This window comes from Nocardioides sp. P4_G10 (genome assembly GCF_056401175.1).
In genome coordinates this window covers 15,483-31,514 of sequence record NZ_JBFUJV010000008.1, presented here as the reverse complement: position 1 = coordinate 31,514, position 16,032 = coordinate 15,483, and the positions used below count along the sequence as shown (strand labels likewise).

Below are 16,032 nucleotides of genomic sequence, written 5' to 3'. Positions count from 1 at the left end.
GTGAGCCAGTCGTGAGCCACCCGTGAGCCGGGGCGTCGGACGAGGAGGGTGGGTGCCAGATCCGCGCCGGGCCACGCCCCGCACCGACCACGTCCTCGCCGACGTACGCCTGCAGGCCGCCGCGACCCGGCTGGGGCCGGTCCTCGTCAAGCACGCGGTCACCGCGGCGCTGGAGCGGTGCCGGGCCGGCGAGCTCGACCCGGCTGCGGTCGCCGACGCCGCGGTCGCGGCACTCCCGGCGTCGGCCACCACGCTCCGGCGGGTGGTCAACGCGACCGGGGTGGTGGTCCACACCAACCTCGGCCGCGCGCCGCTGTCCGGCGCCGCCGTCGAGGCCGTCCGCACGGCGGCCGGGGCCACCGACGTCGAGCTGGACCTCGCGACCGGGCAGCGCGGACGACGGGGCCGCGGCGCGCTGGACGCCCTGGCCGCCGCCGTCCCGGACGCCGGCGGGGTCCACGTCGTCAACAACGGCGCGGCCGCCCTCGCCCTCGTCACGCGGGTGCTGGCGCGCGGCGACGACGGGCGCGACACCGTGGTCATCGCCCGCGGCGAACTGGTCGAGATCGGCGACGGCTTCCGCATCCCCGAGCTGATGGAGTCCGTGGGCGCCCGGCTCCGCGAGGTCGGCACGACCAACCGGGTGCACCTCGCCGACTACGACTCGGCGGTCGACGACTCGACCGCGTTCGTGCTCAAGGTCCACCCCTCCAACTTCGCCGTCACCGGCTTCACCTCCTCGGTGCCGGCCCGCGAGCTCGCCGGCCTCGAGCACGCGGGGCGACGGGTCCCGCTCGTGGTCGACATCGGCTCCGGGCTGCTCGAGCAGCACCCGCGCCTCCCCGACGAGCCCGACGCCGGGCGCGCCCTCCGCGACGGCGCCGACCTCGTCACCGCCTCGGGCGACAAGCTCCTCGGTGGTCCGCAGGCCGGCCTGCTGCTCGGCGAGGCCGGCCTCGTCGAGCGGCTGAGGCGCGACCCCTTCGCCCGCGCCCTGCGCGTCGACAAGCTCACCCTGGCCGCCCTCGAGGCGACCCTGGTGGGCCCGGTGCCCCCAGTGCGGGCCGCGCTCGGTCGGTCGGTCGAGGACCTCCGGACACGGGCGCGCGCGATCGTCGGGGCGTGGCCCGCCGACCTGGTCGCGGCCCTCGGGGCCGAGGTCGTCGACTCCGCGGGCGCGGTCGGCGGCGGCGGCGCACCCGGCGTGGAGCTGGCGAGCGCGGCCGTCTCGCTGCCCGAGCGCCTTGCCGCACCACTGCGCGACGGCGATCCGCCGGTGCTGGGTCGCACGGTGCGCGGCCGGCTGCTGCTCGACCTGCTGGCGGTCGACCCCGTCGAGGACGACGCCATCTCCGACGCCGTACGCCGCGCTGCGGGGGCGGGCCGGGCCTGATGCACGTCGTCGCGACCGCGGGTCACGTCGACCACGGCAAGTCCACCCTGGTCCGCGCCCTCACCGGCACCGACCCCGACCGGCTCGAGGAGGAGCGGCGGCGCGGGCTGACGATCGAGCTCGGCTACGCCTGGACGTCGTGGCCCGGCCTGGGCGAGCTCGATCAGGTGGCCTTCGTCGACGTCCCGGGCCACGAGCGGTTCCTCACCACGATGCTCGCGGGCATCGGTCCGGTGCCGGCGGCCCTGCTGGTCGTCGCGGCCGACGACCCGTGGATGCCGCAGGCGGCCGAGCACCTCGCCGCGCTCGACGCCCTCGGCGTCGGCCACGGGGTCGTCGCCGTCACGCGCAGCGACCTCGCCGACCCCGGGCCCGCCGTGGCTCGGGCGACGGCCGAGGTGGCCCGCACCAGCCTGGCGGGGGCACCGGTCGTCGCCGTCAGCGGCCGCACGGGCGCCGGGCTCGACGACCTCCGCGCCGCCCTCGCCGACGTGCTCGCCGCGCTGCCACCACCCGACGCGGACGCCGACGTACGCCTCTGGGTGGACCGCCGCTTCACCGTGCGGGGCGCGGGCACCGTGGTCACCGGCACCCTGCCCGCCGGCACCGTCCGGGTCGGCGACACCCTCGCCGACGGCGACCGGCTGGTGCGCGTGCGCGGACTGCAGGCGCTCGGGCAGGACACCGACGCGGTGAGCGGCACCGCCCGCGTCGCGCTCAACCTCACCGGGGAGGTCGACGGGATCGCGCGCGAGACGGTGCTGACCACCCCCGACGCGTGGCACCACACCGAGGTGGTCGACGTACGCCTGCGTCCCGGACCCGGCACGGGTGACGCCGGTCCTCCGCTCGCCCCGCAGCTGCACGTCGGGGCCGCGGACGTCGCGGTCCGGCACCGCCCGCTCGGCGACCCGCGCGGCGGCATCGCCAGGCTCACGCTCGAGCGCGCCCTGCCGCTGCGGGTGGGCGACCGGATGCTGCTGCGGGACCCGGGCGACCGCCGGCTCTGGCGCGTCGACGTCCTCGACCCCGACCCACCGCGGCTGCGTCGACGGGGTGCGGCCGAGCGGCGTGCCGCGCAGCTCGCCGGCGCCGACGGCACCCCGCGACTGGCCGACGAGCTCGCCCGCCGTGGGCTCGCGCACCGCGACCGGTTGCGCCGCATCGGTGTGCCCGTGACGTCCGGCGACCACCTCGAGGCCGGACCCTGGCTGGTCAGCCCGGCGCTGGTCGGGGCGATGGCGGAGCGACTGGTGCCCCTCGTCGAGGAGCACGCCCGCACCCATCCACTCGACCCCGACGTCCCGCTGACCGTGCTGGCCGACCGGCTCCGCCTGCCGAGCCCCGACCTCGTCGCGCCGCTGGTCCGCGCGCCGCTGCAGGTCGTCGGTGGACGGGTCAGGTCGCCCGGGGCGGGCCTCCCGACGGCCGTGGCTGCCGCCGTCGACGTCGTACGACGTGAGCTGGAGGCCGCGCCGTTCGCCGCTCCCACCGCCGACCGGCTCCGCGATCTCGGCCTCGACGACCGCGCCCTCGGGGCGGCCGAGCGCGCGGGGCTGCTGTGGCGCGTCGCCCCGGGACTCGTCCTGTTGCCGGGGGCGGCGGAGGCAGCGGCGGCCCGCCTGGCGCTGCTCGAGCAGCCCTTCACCACCAGCGCGGCCCGTCAGGACCTCGGCACCTCGCGCCGGCTGGTGCTGCCGCTGCTCGACCGGCTCGACCGGGCCGGGCTCACCCGGCGCCTCGCCGACGACCGGCGCGAGGTCGTGGGCTGAGGCTCACACCACCGAGCGCTGGGGCGGGCAGGGGACGAAGTCGACCTTCTCGCGCACCCCGCAGTCGGGACAGGACCAGTCCTCGGGGACGTCCGCCCAGGCCGTACCGGCCGCGAAGCCCTCGTGCTCGTCACCGGCCGCGACTTCGTAGACGTACTCGCAGCCCGGGCAGCGCGCCGCCAGCACCTCCGTCCCCGGGTCGAGTGCGGAGGCGGTCGTGGTCCCCTCGGGGCTGCGCACTCGACTCGTGGCGCCGTAGCGCTCGAGGTACGTCACGCGCTTGCGCGGGCTGATGTTGGCGAGCGACACGTCGCCGGCGAAGTGGTCGACGACCCGCTGGTCCATCACCCGCCGCCAGACGGCCGGCACGGCCGCGAGCACGATCATCCCGGCGTAGCCCGTCGGCAGCACCGGGCTCTCCTCGAAGTCGCGCAGCGTCTGGTAGCGCCGGGTCGGGTTGGCGTGGTGGTCGCTGTGGCGCTGCAGGTGGTAGAGCAGGACGTTGGTCGCGATGTTGTTGGAGTTCCAGCTGTGGCCGGGCAGGACGCGCTCGTAGCGCTCGCGGTCCCCCGCGCCGACCTTCTGCCGCAGCATCCCGTAGTGCTCCATGTAGTTGACGACCTCGAGCAGCGAGAAGCCGACGACCGCCTGGATGAGGAGGAACGGCAGCACCTCGATGCCGAAGGCGACCAGCACCGCCGTCCAGAGGAGGAGGGTCATCAGCCACGCGTTGAGGACGTCGTTGTCGAGGCGCCACGAGGACTGCTTGCGTCGTGCGAGTCGCCGCTTCTCCAGCCGCCACGCGGACCTCAGTGATCCGCCGACCGTGCGCGGCCAGAACGCATAGAAGCTCTCCCCCAGCCGGGCGCTCGCAGGGTCCTCGGGGGTGGCGACCCGGACGTGGTGGCCGCGGTTGTGCTCGATGTAGAAGTGGCCGTAGCAGACCTGGGCCAGCGCGATCTTGGACAGCCAGCGCTCGTGGGCCTCCTTCTTGTGGCCGAGCTCGTGGGCGGTGTTGATGCCGATGCCGCCGATGCAGCCGATCGAGATCGCCAGGCCGACCCGGTCGATCGTCGACAGCGGCTGGTCGGCGAGCACGCCGAGGACGTCCCAGCCGCCGACCACCGCCATCGCGCCCAGGAAGCCGGCGTACTGGATGGGCAGGAAGAGGTAGGTGATCCACCGGTAGTAGCGGTCCTGCTCGAGCGCCTCGATCACGTCGTCCGGGGGGTTCGAGCGGTCGAGGCCGGCGACGAGGTCGATCGCCGGCACGATGCCGAGGATGACGATCGGTCCTACCCAGAACCACACGCTCCAGCCGGTCGCGACGTAGCCGCCGAAGGCGACGAACGCCAGGCTCGGCACGACCAGGCCGATGAGCCAGAGGTAGCGCTTGCTGTCGGTCCAGAGCTCGGTGGTGCCGTCGGGGACGGTGCCGCTGGGGGCTGGTCGGGTGGGGTAGCCGGCCATCGTCGTGACCTCCTGCCGTCGGGTTTACACGACCATAGGATGTGTAAACTCGGTTGACAAGACCAGTCTTTCTGTCAAGCCGGTGCGGCGGCTCGTCTCGCCCGGTGTTGCCCCCGTCACACCCGCGAGCGGCTGGCGATAGGTTGGTCGCCATGGAACACCCCTTCGGCATCGACTTCGGCGGCACCGGCATCAAGGGCGCCCCTGTCGACCTCGAGGTCGGCGACTTCGCGCACGACCGGATCCGGATCGACACCCCGCGCCCCGCGACACCGCAGGCGGTCGCCGGTGTCTTCGGCCAGATCATCGACAGCTTCCCGGCCTCCACACGGCCCGTCGGCGTCACCGTGCCCGGCATCGTCCGCCGGGGCGTGGTGCACTCGGCGGCCAACATCGACAAGTCGTGGATCGGCGAGGACGCCGACGCGATCTTCACCGCCGCCCTCGGGCGTGAGGTGCACGTGGTCAACGACGCCGACGCCGCGGGCCTCGCCGAGGCGGAGTACGGCGCCGCGAAGGGCCGCGGCGGACTGGTCATGGTCATCACGCTCGGCACCGGCATCGGCTCGGCGATGATCTGGGACGGCCAGCTCGTCCCCAACTCCGAGATGGGTCACCTCGAGCTCGACGGCGCCGTCGCGGAGGCGACCACGGCGACCAGCGCCCGCGAGCGCGAGGGCCTGTCCTGGGAGGAGTGGTCGGAGCGCCTGACGGCCTACTTCCGCCACCTCGAGCGGCTGTTCTCCCCCGACCTGTTCGTGATCGGCGGCGGCGTCAGCAAGTCCTGGGACAAGTTCGGCCACCTGATCAAGGCCGAGACCGAGATGGTCCCCGCGACGCTGCAGAACCGCGCCGGCATCGTCGGCGCCGCGCTCGTGGCGCACCGCATGGCCGGCATCGAGGACTGACCCCGGACGACGACTGGGCTGGCGGGCGGTGCCCCAGCCACCTTCCTGGCTCGGCGAACGTGGGTGGCGCACCGCCCCCGGGCGTGGCGTACGGCGACGCGCCGACGAGCGGTGAGCCAGCCACCTCCAGGTGCCGTGGAAGGTGGCTCAGGCACCGCTGCCCTCAGTCGTCCAGCACCCGCTCGAACGCCGCCGTCGCGCCGCGGAGGTAGCGCTGGACGACGGCCTTCTCCTCCTCGCTGAAGGTCGCGTCGTGCTGGTCGAGGGCGCGGAACATCGGCATCAGGTGACCGATGATCTCCGCACGCCCGGAGCCGGTGATGTGCAGCTCGGTGCGCCTGCGGTCGAGCTCGTGGGGGCGGCGCTCGACGTGGCCGCGCGCGACGAGGCGGTCGACGATGCCGGTCGCGGCGGCGGTCGAGACCTCAAGCCGTCGGGCGACCTCCGCGGGGCCGATCTGCTCGCGGCTGAGGTGCTCGAGCGTCACCAGCTCCGACTCGCTGAGCCCGGCTCGTCGCGACACGACGTGGTTGACCCGGCTCCCGGCCGCGACGAGGTCGCGCAGCGCGAGCAGCGTCGGCGGTTGCACTGGCCGTTCCTCGCCGCGGCCCACCCAGGGCGGGGGCGCGACAGCGTGCTGGTCGTCCGTCACGGGCGCCCCACCTCCGTCGTCGTCTCGGCTTGCCCCCGGGATGATACTACCGATAACTTGATAAGTAACTTAGTTAGCAATCACCCTCCCTAGCTATCTCCCCGAGGAGACGTCGTGCCCTCCCACCACACCCCCGCGCCCGCTCGGGCGATCGCCGGACGCAGGCTGGCCTGGTTCTTCGCGATCGTGCCGATCTTCTTCGCGATCTTCGTGATCGCGTTCGTGCCGGAGGGCGAGCGTGAGAGCTCGGCCCTGGACACACTGCCCGTCGGCGCCGACAGCACCTTGGCGGTCGAGCTCGAGGAACAGCTGCCCGACGACGAGGGCCAGGTCGCCATCGTGCTGTGGACCGCCGACTCCGGCGAGCTCGACCAGGCGACCCAGGACGAGCTGACCAAGCAGGGGACCGCTCTGCTCTCGCAGTCCGCCGAGCGGGCCGATGGACAGGGCGCACCGGAGGGCGCCCCGGACGGCGCCCCGGACGGCGCGTCCGGCCAGCCGGGCGGGTCCCAGGGCGGGCCTGAGGGCGGGTCCCAGGGCGGACCGCCCGGTGGCGGCGAGGGGCAGCAGTCCCCCGTCGTGGTGTCCGAGGACAAGACCGCGGCGATCGTCGCCGTACCGGTGGTCTCCGCCTCCAACACCGACAACATCGACAAGGTCGAGGAGCTGCGCAACCAGCTGCGCGAGGACGCGCCCGACGGCGTGGAGGTCCAGGTGACCGGTCCTGCGGCCATCCAGGCCGACATCGGGCAGGTCTTCGACGGGGCCGACATCCGGCTGCTCGCCGCGACCGCCGCGGTCGTGGCGATCCTGCTGATCATCACCTACCGGAGCCCCGTGCTGTGGCTGGTGCCGCTGACGGTCGTCGGTGTGGCCGACCGCTTCGCCGCGATCGTGTCGACCAACGTGCTCGAGGCCGTCAACGTGGCGTGGGACGAGTCGACCGTCGGCATCCTCAGCGTGCTCGTCTTCGGCGCCGGCACCGACTACGCCCTGTTGCTGATATCGCGCTACCGCGACGAGCTCAAGACCACCGAGTCACGGCACGAGGCGATGGCGCACGCGCTCAGCCGGACCTTCGAGGCGGTGCTCTCGAGCTCCACTACGGTCGTGCTCGGCCTGCTCACCCTGCTGCTCTCGGCGATCCCGACCACCCGGGGTCTGGGTCTCGCGTGTGCCGTCGGCGTGGTGATCGCCGCGACGTTCGCCCTCGTCGTGCTGCCGGCGGCGCTGGTGCTGTTCGGCCGGTGGGTGTTCTGGCCGCGCGTCCCCCACGTCGGGGACGCCGTCCTCGTGGACTCCCGCGGCGTGTGGCGCCGGGTCGGCGACGCCGTCTCCCGCCGTCCGCGGACCTTCGTCGCGGCGACGGTGGCGGGGCTGGCGGTCCTGTCCATCGGCGCGACGTCCATCACGACCGGCCTCGACCCGGCCGACCAGTTCCTGCAGCAGCCCGAGGCCATCGCGGCCGCGGAGCGGCTGGGCGAGTCGTTCCCGGCAGGCACGAGCGACCCCGTCCAGGTCCTCACCAAGGACGAGCCGAAGACGGTCCTCGCCACGGTGGAGAAGGTGGACGGCGTCGACTCGGCGCGCATCACCAGCACCGGTGACGGCATCGCGCGCATCGACGCCGTGCCCGACGCGACCCCGGGCAGCGACGAGGCCAAGCAGGTGGTGCTCGACGTCCGCACGGCGGTCGCCGACTTCGACGACACCCACGTCGGCGGCGGTGACGCCGAGTCGATCGACGCGGAGGAGTACGCCGCGAGCGACCGGCAGGTGATCCTGCCGCTCATCCTGCTGCTCGTCCTCGGCGCGCTGCTCCTGCTGCTGCGCTCGATCGTGGCGCCGCTGCTGCTCGTCGCGACGGTCGTGGCGACGTACGCCGCGGCCATGGGTGCGTCGTGGTGGCTCTTCCAGACGGTGTTCGGCTTCGAGGCGATGGACACCGGGGTGCCGTTGCTGGCGTTCCTGTTCCTCGTCGCGCTCGGCGTCGACTACAACATCTTCCTCGTCACCCGGGCCCGCGAGGAGGCGCGCGAGCACGGCACCCGCACCGGCATGCTCCGCGCGCTGACCGCCACCGGCGGCGTGATCACCAGCGCCGGCATCCTGCTCGCCGCCGTCTTCGCGGTGCTCGGCGTGCTGCCGCTCGTGGTGCTCGCCCAGCTCGGCGCGATCATCTTCGTCGGCGTGCTGCTCGACACGCTCGTGGTCCGCACGGTGCTGGTCCCGGCGCTCGCGCTCACCCTCGGCGACACGTTCTGGTGGCCGCGGAAGGTCGGGCCCACCTGAGCCCGGGCCGCGTCGCCGCGCCTGTCGGGGTCCCCGCTCGAGCGGGGACTCCGACACCAGGCTCAGCCCTCGCGGCCGCTGATCGCCGACGCCACGCGCTTGGTCACGTCGGGGTGGAACACGCTCGGGATGATGAACGCCGCGTGCAGCTCCTCGGCGCTCACGGTGTCGGCGATCGCCTGGGCGGCGCGCAGCAGCATGTCGACGGTCACCTCGGTGGCGCCGGCGTCGAGGAGGCCGCGGAAGACGCCGGGGAAGGCCAGCACGTTGTTGATCTGGTTGGGGTAGTCGGAGCGGCCCGAGGCCACCACGGCGGCGTACTTGTCGGCCTCGGCCGGGTCGACCTCCGGGTCGGGGTTCGCGAGGGCGAAGACAACCGGCTTGGGCGCCATGGTCGGGATCCACTCGGGGTCGAGGATGCCCGGCGCGGACACGCCGACGAAGACGTCGGCGTCGACGAGCACCTCGCGCAGCGACCCGGTCGCCAGGCGCGGGTTGGTCGCGGCGGCCAGCTCGGCGTGGGCGGTGGACAGCGACTCGTCCCCGGCGGCGAGGGCGCCCTCGCGGTCGACGACGACGACGTCCTTCGCGCCCGCGGCGAGGAGCAGCGTGACGATGGCGGTGCCGGCAGCGCCGGCACCGGAGACGACGATCCGCACCTCGGCGAGCTGCTTCTCCACGCAGCGCAGCGCGTTGGTCAGCGCGGCGAGCACCACGATCGCGGTGCCGTGCTGGTCGTCGTGGAAGACCGGGATGTCGAGCGACTCACGCAGCCTGGCCTCGATCTCGAAGCAGCGCGGGGCGGCAATGTCCTCGAGGTTGATGCCGCCGAAGCCGGGGGCGATCATCTCGACGGCCTTGACGATCTCGTCGGTGTCCTGGCTGGCCAGGCAGATCGGCCAGGCGTCGATGTCGGCGAAGCGCTTGAACAGCGCGGCCTTGCCCTCCATCACCGGCATCGCCGCGCCGGGACCGATGTTGCCGAGACCGAGGACTGCCGAGCCGTCGGTGACGACGGCGACCGAGTTGCCCTTGATGGTGAGCTTGCGGACGTCCTCGGGGTTGTCGTGGATCGCCATCGACACGCGGCCGACTCCGGGCGTGTAGGCCATCGAGAGGTCGTCGCGGGTGCGCAGCGGCACCTTGGACTGGACGCTGATCTTGCCGCCGAGGTGGAGCAGGAACGTGCGGTCGCTGACCTTGTGCACCTTCACGCCCTCGACGCCCGACACGGCCGCGACGAGCTCCTGCGAGTGGGTGGCGTCGGCGGCCGAGCAGGTCACGTCGACGGTGAGGCGGTCGTGTCGCGACTCGGCGACGTCGATCGCGGTGACGACGCCCCCGTTCTTCGCGATGGTGGTCGCGACCGCGCCGACCACGCTGTGGTCGGCCGCGGTGTACAACCGCATGGTGATCGAGTACGACGATGCGGTTGCTGCCATGCCCGCACCCTCTCCCCCGGGCGGGGTTACGGGCAAGTCACCTGCGACTAGGCTCAGGTTGTGGACACAGAGTTCGTGGACGTTCCCGACAGCCACCGCTACGAGCTGCGATCCGGCGACCAGCTCGTCGGCTTCCTCGTCTACCGCCTCAACGGCGACGTGATCCGGCTGATCCACACCGAGGTGCCGCCCGCCTTCAGCGGGCAGGGCCACGCCTCGACGCTCGCCCGCTCGGCGCTCGACGACGCCCGCTCACGCGGGCTGACGGTGCGACCCGACTGCCCCTACGTGGCGTCCTACATCAAGAAGCACCCCGAGTACGCCGACCTCGTCGCCGCGTAGGCCGGACCGCGCACGCCGACGAGCTCGACCCACCAGGACCGTCCGGGAGGACCCCGATGACCACGCCCACCCGCCGCCGCATGCGCTCGACCAGCATCTCGCTGGGCATCACCGCGCTGATGGCCAGCAGCCTGACCGGGTGCGCCTCCAGTGCCGACTACGCCGCCGTGTGCGTCGACCCGGACACCGAGGAGCGCGTCGCCGACGACCAGTGCGACGACGACTCCGACTACAACGGGACCGGCGCCGGCTTCTTCTGGTACTACCTCGCCGCGAGGTCGGTCGTCCCCGGCGTCGGCTCGACGGTGACCGGCGGCACCTTCAACGGCCGCACCCTCAACGGCACGGTGCAGCGCGGCGGCCTGCCCACCACCGGCGGCTCGACCGTGAAGTCCGCGACCACCAAGGGTGGCTTCGGCGGCAGCTCGCGCGGCTTCGGCTGAGCCGGACCGTCCCGCACCCGACCACCCAGCACTGCACCGCACCGCTCAGGCACCACTCCCAGGAGACTTCCGTGACCGACCTGTTCGACGCCCTCCTCCACGCCGTCGCCTACGCCCTCGTCGGGGGCGCGATGCTCGTGGTGGCCTACTACGTGCTGGACCTCGCCACGCCCGGCCACCTCGGCACCCACCTCCGCGGCGTCGACGAGAACGGCAACGAGTCGGTGCACGCCCACTCCAAGGGCGCGGGCGTGGTCACCTCCGCGTGGCTGGTCTCCAACGCGGCGGTGCTCTTCACCGCCATCTGGACCAACGGCGAGACGTCGCTCGGCTCTGCGCTGGTGTGGACCGTCGCCTTCGGCGCGGTCGGCATCGCCCTCAACACCCTCATGTTCTTCGCCGTCGAGGCGATCACCCCGGGCGACCTGCGCCAGATCGTCACCGCCCCGGGGCCCGTACGCCCGCTCGCCCAGGTCGCCGCGGCGGTCGCCCTCTCGGTCGGCGCCATCGTGTGCGCCAGCATCGCCTGACCGGGCAGGGGTCGAGGAGATGTGGCGGCACCGGTCGCGGGCGCGTGAGGGCTGGCGCGACACCGTCGTCGAGCAGGGACTGGTCTTCCCGACCACGAAGATGCCCGACGGCTCCGAGCTGCCCTACTGGAACGAGGACGCCTGGTACGAGGTGACCATGGAGGAGGTGGAGGCGCTCGAGGCCGCCACCGAGGAGCTGTGGGCGATGTGCCTGCAGGCAGTCACCCACATGGCGACGACGATGACCGACGAGCGGCTCGGCCTCCCGCCCGGCTCGCTGGGTGTCGTACGACGCTCGATCGAGGCCGACGACCCGGCGCTCTACGCCCGCTTCGACCTGGCGTACGGCGCCGACGGGTCGATCAAGATGCTCGAGATCAACGGCGACACCCCCACCGGCCTCGTGGAGACCGGGATCGTCCAGTGGAACTGGATGGAGGACGTGATGCCGGAGATGGACCAGTGGAACTCCGTCCACGACCGGCTGGTCGCCGGGTGGCGCAAGCTGCGGCGGTCCGGGCACTTCGACGGCGACCGGATGCACTTCCTCTACGACCTGGGCGAGGAGGACTCCTACGACGGCGGCGAGATGGAGATGACCGTCCACTACCTGATGGACGCCGCCGTGCAGGCCGGCTGGATCACGATGGCGCACCCGATGGCCGAGGTCGGCTGGAACCCCGAGACCCGCGACTACCGCGACGTCCACGACGAGCCGCTGCGCAACGCCTTCAAGCTCTACGCCTGGGAGGAGATGCTGGCCGAGCCGTTCGGCCGCCACGTCGTCGAGCAGCAGGAGTCGCGCCCGACGCGGTGGATCGAGCCGGCGTGGAAGGCGCTGCTCAGCACCAAGGCGCTGCTGCCGGTGCTGTGGGAGCTGTTCCCGCGCCACCGCCTGCTGCTGCCGGCGTACTTCGACGAGCCGCGCGACCTCGAGCGCTGGGTCGCCAAGCCGCTGCACGGGCGCGAGGGCGACAACATCCGCATCCACCTCGACGACACCCTCGAGGACGTCGTGATGCCCGGTGGGTACGGCGCCGAGGGCTGGGTCTACCAGGCCTACACCGACCTGCCGAGCTTCGAGGGCAACCGCGTGGTGCTCGGGTCGTGGATCGTCGACGGAGAGGCCGCCGGGATGCTCGTGCGGGAGTCCGACAACCTCGTCACCGACTACTTCTCCCGCGTCGCGCCCCACGTCATCAGCGACGGGCTCGCACCGTCGGAGGAGCAGGTGGCGCAGTGGCTGGCCGAGCGCGTCGGCCCCGACGCGCCCTCGCTCGGCTAGCTCTGGTCGTCCAGCGCGTCCAGCCCCCCCAACGCTGACTCCCAGCGCTCACTGCGCTCGGACGCGGTCTGCTCCCACCACGGCGTGCCCCGCTCGCCGAGCCCGACCTTGGCCAGCTGGGTCCGGTGCCGGGTGGCCTCGAGCTCGGCCTCGGACGACGCCGTGCGCACGCCCGACCGGCCGCGGCCCAGGTGCGACGTCAGTCGCGCGAGGGCGTCCGCCGGGATCGCCGGGTCCGTACGCCGCCAGCTCCGGCCGTCGACGACCAGCCACTTCTCGTCCTCGGTCGGCTCCACCATGCCGCCAGTCTGCCGGTGCCCCTGTCGGCCCGGGTCCGGGGTTGCGGGCGGACCGGTCGTTCACCACCATCGACCCATGCCAGCCGCACACACCGGCCCGCTCACCGTGGGTCTGCTGGGCCTCGGGGTCATCGGGCAGGTGCACCTCCGCACCCTCGCGGCCCGGGCGGACACGACCGTCGTCCTCGCCGTCGACCCCTCGCCGACGGCCCGCGAGACGGCCGGCGTCCCGGCGTACGACGGGCTCGACGCCGTGCTGGCCGACCTGCGGTCCGGTGGCGTCGAGGAGCCCGACCTGTTCGTGCTGGCCACCCCGACCAGCACGCACCTCGACCTGGTGGAGCGGCTGCTCGGCCACACCGACGCGGACGTGCTGTCGGAGAAGCCGCTGACCGAGGACCCGGTGGCGCTCGACGCGCTCGAGCCACGCGGAGACGCCGCCGCCCGGGTCCGGGTGGTCAACCACTTCGCGTTCTCCCCCGAGGTGGGCTGGGCCGTCGGGCTGGTGGCGGCGCGAGGCTGGGGCGAGCCCGCCGTCGTCGTGTCGACCTTCAACGACCCCTACGTCACGATGCCGCCGACCCGCCGCGCGAGCTACGTCTCGACGTGGGTCGACTCGGGGCCCAACCAGCTCGGCCTGCTCGCCCGGTTCGTGAGCGGCTGCGAGGTGCGCGCGCACAGCGCGGCGCCCGACGGCTCGCGCTCGGTCACCGAGGTCGGCTTCGCCACGGGCGCGGGCGTCCTGAGCGCCAACTGGCACACCGGCGACAGCAGCAAGCAGACCTCGCTGCGGTGGGACGGCGGCCGCGAGGTCCTGCTCGACCACACCGCGATGACCGGGCTGGCGATCGACGGCGGCACACCGGTCGAGCACTTCGGCCACGACGGCACCGTCGACCGCAAGACCGCCCACTACCGCGCGATGTACGACACCTACCTCCGCGACCGCGACCACCCGCTCCTCTCCCTCGCGCACGCCCGGTCCACCGCCGCGCTGCTCGGGCAGGCCACCGGTGCGCCGCGTGTGGCGTCGCTCGTCTGGCGCCAGCCGCCGACCGAGCGCGGCTAGCGCACCACCGAGTCGGTGATCGTCCGGCTCGCCCCGAGGAAGAAGATCCCCGGGATCGTCTCGAAGCCGTCGCTCGGGTTGTCGGTCAGCCGCGAGCCGTCGATGGTGAGGGTGCCGGTGCGGTCGTTGGAGACGAAGAAGATCGCGCCACCACCCTCGCGGGCGCGGTTGCCGGTGATCGTGGAGTCCTCCACGGTCAGGTGGATGTCGTCGCCGTCCAGGTAGATCGCGCCGCCCGACCCGCCGCCGGGGCTGCCGGGTCGCGCCGGGTTGGCGCCGCGCCCGATCGCGCGGTTGCCCGTGAACGTCGACCCGCTGACGCGCCACGAGACGCCGATGCTGCTCAGCGCCGAGCCGTTGCTGCACCGGCCGCCGGTGAAGGTGGAGCGGCGTACGACGACCGGCCGGTCGCGGTGCTGGTCGAGCACCCGGACGGCTGCCCCGCCCACGTCGGGGCCGGTGCGGTCGCAGCGGTTGTCGGCGAAGGTCGAGTCGACGATCGTGAGCCGGCCGCCGCGCACGAAGACCGCGCCACCACCGCCGCCGTCCGTCGTCTCCCCCGTGCTGTTGCCGCGGACGAGGCGCATCCGCTTCAGCACGAGCCGCGGCTCCGCCTGGTCGTTGCAGTGCGACGTCGTCCAGACCTGGGACTTGTCACAGGTGTTCATGTAGAGGATCCGCCGCTGGCCCTCACCGCTCAGGGTCACCTTGCCGCCGCCGTCGAGGACGACTCGCGCGGAGGTGTTGACCACCTTGGCAGTCTTCTTCATCGCGATGGTCACGGGGTCGGGACCGCAGGCGAAGCCGATCACGCCGCCCTTGGCCACGGCGCGCACGACCGCGCTTGAGGTGCACGACGCGGGAGTGCCGGTGCCGACGACCACGTCGGCGGTCCTCATCGCCGGTCGAGGAGGTCGCTCTGCGACCGTCACGAGACCCGCTCCCGCGGGCGCCGCCGACGCCACCACCGCGGCGACGACCGCCGCGGCGAGGACGCCGGCCCGGGTCACAGCGCCTTCTCGATGTCGCCCGACAGCTTCTCCGGCTCGGTCTGCGGTGCGTAGCGGTCGATGACCTGGCCGTCGCGGCCGACGAGGAACTTGGTGAAGTTCCACTTGATCTTGCTGCCGAGCAGGCCGCCCTTGGAGTCCTTGAGCCACTCGAAGAGCGGGTGCGCGTCGTCGCCGTTGACGTCGACCTTGGAGAACAGCGGGAACGTCACGCCGAAGTTGCGCTCGCAGAAGTCGGAGATCTCCGCCTCGTCGCCCGGCTCCTGGTTGCCGAACTGGTCGCACGGGAAGCCGAGGACGACCAGGCCCTGGTCGGCGTAGCTGTCCTGGAGCTGCTGCAGGCCCTTGTACTGGCCGGTGAACCCGCACTGCGAGGCGGTGTTGACCACCAGCACGACCTTGCCGTCGTACTGCGCGAGGTCGGTGTCGGTGCCGTCGATCGCGGCGGCCGAGAAGTCGGAGAGAGAGGTCATGCCCCAGAGTCTGCCAGCGACGCCGGCACGAACGGTTCGCCGAACCGCTCACCGAACACCCACTCGCCCAGCGGCCTGCGTGCGCGGTCGCGCCGGTCGCGCGCGGCGGTGCGCTCGTCGACCTCGGCGGGGTCGCCCGGCACCCCGACCGCGATGCCGGTGAGCACCCGGTGGGTGGCGGGAACGCCGAGCGCCTCGGCGAGCGCGTCGTGGTCGAAGCCGGCGAACTGGTGGGTGTGCAGGCCCATCGCCCCGGCCTGCAGGGTCAGGTGGGCCGCGGCCTGGCCGACGTCGTAGAGGGCGTGGTCGCTGTACGGCGCCGCGTCCGGCTCGTTGCTCTCGCGCACCTGGGCAGTGGCGACGAAGACGACCGAGGCGCGCGGCACCCAGCCGGCATTGCCGCGGCTCAGGGTCGCGACGAGCGTGTCGTGCTGGGGGGTGCCCGGGACGCAGACGAAGAAGGCCCAGGGCTGGGTGTTGCCCTTGCTCGGCGCCCACTGGGCCGCGCGCAGCAAGGTCTCGACCTCGGTGCTGCTCAACCGGTGCGCGTCGTCGTACACGCTCGGGCTCCAGCGCGACCGCAGCGGCTCGGCCAGGCCGGCGGCGGTGGGGTGGGGTGCGCGGTCGGTCACGCGGCCGAGTATGCCGACCG

Annotated in this window: 16 protein-coding genes; 9 read left to right on the top strand and 7 right to left on the bottom strand. The window is 73.2% G+C overall.

All coding sequences use genetic code 11. From position 1 onward, the window contains the following. Positions 1 to 52 precede the first annotated feature (52 nt). Positions 53 to 1,393, top strand: a complete 1,341-nt coding sequence (selA, locus tag AC1DP1_RS10740) for an L-seryl-tRNA(Sec) selenium transferase (RefSeq protein ID WP_477506851.1) — start codon at positions 53 to 55, stop codon at positions 1,391 to 1,393. Continuing rightward, positions 1,393 to 3,165 carry a SelB domain-containing protein gene (locus AC1DP1_RS10735; protein ID WP_477506850.1) on the top strand — a complete coding sequence of 591 codons (1,773 nt, stop codon included), beginning with the start codon at positions 1,393 to 1,395 and terminating at the stop codon, positions 3,163 to 3,165. The genes selA and AC1DP1_RS10735 overlap by 1 nt, the downstream gene beginning before the upstream one ends. A gap of 3 nt (positions 3,166 to 3,168) precedes the next feature. Here the strand turns inward: AC1DP1_RS10735 and AC1DP1_RS10730 are convergent, their stop codons facing one another. Beyond that, complete coding sequence (locus AC1DP1_RS10730) at positions 3,169 to 4,635, bottom strand: fatty acid desaturase (protein ID WP_477506849.1); 1,467 nt, start codon at positions 4,633 to 4,635, stop codon at positions 3,169 to 3,171. A gap of 152 nt (positions 4,636 to 4,787) precedes the next feature. Between AC1DP1_RS10730 and ppgK the strand changes: the two genes are divergently transcribed. Continuing rightward, positions 4,788 to 5,543 carry a polyphosphate--glucose phosphotransferase gene (gene ppgK, locus AC1DP1_RS10725; RefSeq protein ID WP_477506848.1) on the top strand — a complete coding sequence of 252 codons (756 nt, stop codon included), beginning with the start codon at positions 4,788 to 4,790 and terminating at the stop codon, positions 5,541 to 5,543. Positions 5,544 to 5,706: 163 nt separating this feature from the next. Here the strand turns inward: ppgK and AC1DP1_RS10720 are convergent, their stop codons facing one another. Then, complete coding sequence (locus AC1DP1_RS10720; protein WP_477506847.1) at positions 5,707 to 6,132, bottom strand: MarR family winged helix-turn-helix transcriptional regulator; 426 nt, start codon at positions 6,130 to 6,132, stop codon at positions 5,707 to 5,709. Between the two features lie 177 nt (positions 6,133 to 6,309). Between AC1DP1_RS10720 and AC1DP1_RS10715 the strand changes: the two genes are divergently transcribed. Next, a complete protein-coding gene (locus AC1DP1_RS10715) occupies positions 6,310 to 8,487 on the top strand; it encodes an MMPL family transporter (RefSeq protein ID WP_477506846.1) in 2,178 nt (725 codons plus the stop codon). 62 nt (positions 8,488 to 8,549) lie between these two features. On the opposite strand, the gene AC1DP1_RS10710 is transcribed toward AC1DP1_RS10715, so the two are convergent. After that, the gene (locus AC1DP1_RS10710) at positions 8,550 to 9,929 is read right to left on the bottom strand and encodes an NAD-dependent malic enzyme (RefSeq protein ID WP_477506845.1); all 1,380 of its coding nucleotides are present in this window, start codon (positions 9,927 to 9,929) and stop codon (positions 8,550 to 8,552) included. A 60-nt stretch (positions 9,930 to 9,989) separates the two neighbouring features. On the opposite strand from AC1DP1_RS10710, the gene AC1DP1_RS10705 reads away from it, so the two are divergent. The 4 genes from AC1DP1_RS10705 (at position 9,990) to AC1DP1_RS10690 (ending at position 12,529) form a co-directional block, all read left to right on the top strand. Next, positions 9,990 to 10,271, top strand: a complete 282-nt coding sequence (locus AC1DP1_RS10705) for a GNAT family N-acetyltransferase (RefSeq protein ID WP_477506844.1) — start codon at positions 9,990 to 9,992, stop codon at positions 10,269 to 10,271. A 56-nt stretch (positions 10,272 to 10,327) separates the two neighbouring features. After that, positions 10,328 to 10,714 carry a hypothetical protein gene (locus AC1DP1_RS10700; RefSeq protein WP_477506843.1) on the top strand — a complete coding sequence of 129 codons (387 nt, stop codon included), beginning with the start codon at positions 10,328 to 10,330 and terminating at the stop codon, positions 10,712 to 10,714. 71 nt (positions 10,715 to 10,785) lie between these two features. Then, on the top strand, positions 10,786 to 11,244 hold the full coding sequence (locus AC1DP1_RS10695; protein ID WP_477506842.1) for a DUF350 domain-containing protein: 459 nt from the start codon (positions 10,786 to 10,788) through the stop codon (positions 11,242 to 11,244). A 19-nt stretch (positions 11,245 to 11,263) separates the two neighbouring features. Beyond that, positions 11,264 to 12,529 carry a glutathionylspermidine synthase family protein gene (locus tag AC1DP1_RS10690; protein WP_477506841.1) on the top strand — a complete coding sequence of 422 codons (1,266 nt, stop codon included), beginning with the start codon at positions 11,264 to 11,266 and terminating at the stop codon, positions 12,527 to 12,529. Here AC1DP1_RS10690 and AC1DP1_RS10685 read toward each other — a convergent pair. Next, entirely contained in the window at positions 12,526 to 12,828 is a 303-nt protein-coding gene (locus tag AC1DP1_RS10685; RefSeq protein WP_477506840.1) for a hypothetical protein, read from the bottom strand. The two genes, AC1DP1_RS10690 and AC1DP1_RS10685, sit on opposite strands and share 4 nt — an antisense overlap. A gap of 76 nt (positions 12,829 to 12,904) precedes the next feature. Here AC1DP1_RS10685 and AC1DP1_RS10680 point away from each other — a divergent pair, with 76 nt between their 5' ends. Then, positions 12,905 to 13,897, top strand: a complete 993-nt coding sequence (locus AC1DP1_RS10680) for a Gfo/Idh/MocA family protein (protein ID WP_477506839.1) — start codon at positions 12,905 to 12,907, stop codon at positions 13,895 to 13,897. On the opposite strand, the gene AC1DP1_RS10675 is transcribed toward AC1DP1_RS10680, so the two are convergent. Genes AC1DP1_RS10675 through AC1DP1_RS10665 form a run of 3 tightly spaced genes read right to left on the bottom strand, consistent with a single transcriptional unit; the run spans position 13,894 to position 16,012 of the window. Continuing rightward, the gene (locus tag AC1DP1_RS10675) at positions 13,894 to 14,907 is read right to left on the bottom strand and encodes a right-handed parallel beta-helix repeat-containing protein (RefSeq protein ID WP_477506838.1); all 1,014 of its coding nucleotides are present in this window, start codon (positions 14,905 to 14,907) and stop codon (positions 13,894 to 13,896) included. The two genes, AC1DP1_RS10680 and AC1DP1_RS10675, sit on opposite strands and share 4 nt — an antisense overlap. Beyond that, a complete protein-coding gene (locus AC1DP1_RS10670; protein WP_300053792.1) occupies positions 14,904 to 15,380 on the bottom strand; it encodes a glutathione peroxidase in 477 nt (158 codons plus the stop codon). Before AC1DP1_RS10670 ends, AC1DP1_RS10675 begins: the two co-directional genes overlap by 4 nt. Continuing rightward, positions 15,377 to 16,012, bottom strand: coding sequence for a nitroreductase family protein (locus AC1DP1_RS10665; RefSeq protein ID WP_477506837.1), 636 nt, complete (start codon positions 16,010 to 16,012; stop codon positions 15,377 to 15,379). Before AC1DP1_RS10665 ends, AC1DP1_RS10670 begins: the two co-directional genes overlap by 4 nt. Positions 16,013 to 16,032 lie beyond the last annotated feature (20 nt).

Excerpts from the sequence above, each read along its gene's own strand:
- AC1DP1_RS10735 (WP_477506850.1), top strand. The coding sequence starts at position 1,393 with ATGCACGTCGTCGCGACCGCGGGTCACGTCGACCACGGCAAGTCCACC.
- AC1DP1_RS10730 (WP_477506849.1), bottom strand. The coding sequence starts at position 4,635 with ATGGCCGGCTACCCCACCCGACCAGCCCCCAGCGGCACCGTCCCCGAC.
- ppgK (WP_477506848.1), top strand. The coding sequence starts at position 4,788 with ATGGAACACCCCTTCGGCATCGACTTCGGCGGCACCGGCATCAAGGGC.
- AC1DP1_RS10710 (WP_477506845.1), bottom strand. The coding sequence starts at position 9,929 with ATGGCAGCAACCGCATCGTCGTACTCGATCACCATGCGGTTGTACACC.
- AC1DP1_RS10700 (WP_477506843.1), top strand. The coding sequence starts at position 10,328 with ATGACCACGCCCACCCGCCGCCGCATGCGCTCGACCAGCATCTCGCTG.
- AC1DP1_RS10690 (WP_477506841.1), top strand. The coding sequence starts at position 11,264 with ATGTGGCGGCACCGGTCGCGGGCGCGTGAGGGCTGGCGCGACACCGTC.
- AC1DP1_RS10685 (WP_477506840.1), bottom strand. The coding sequence starts at position 12,828 with ATGGTGGAGCCGACCGAGGACGAGAAGTGGCTGGTCGTCGACGGCCGG.
- AC1DP1_RS10680 (WP_477506839.1), top strand. The coding sequence starts at position 12,905 with ATGCCAGCCGCACACACCGGCCCGCTCACCGTGGGTCTGCTGGGCCTC.
- AC1DP1_RS10670 (WP_300053792.1), bottom strand. The coding sequence starts at position 15,380 with ATGACCTCTCTCTCCGACTTCTCGGCCGCCGCGATCGACGGCACCGAC.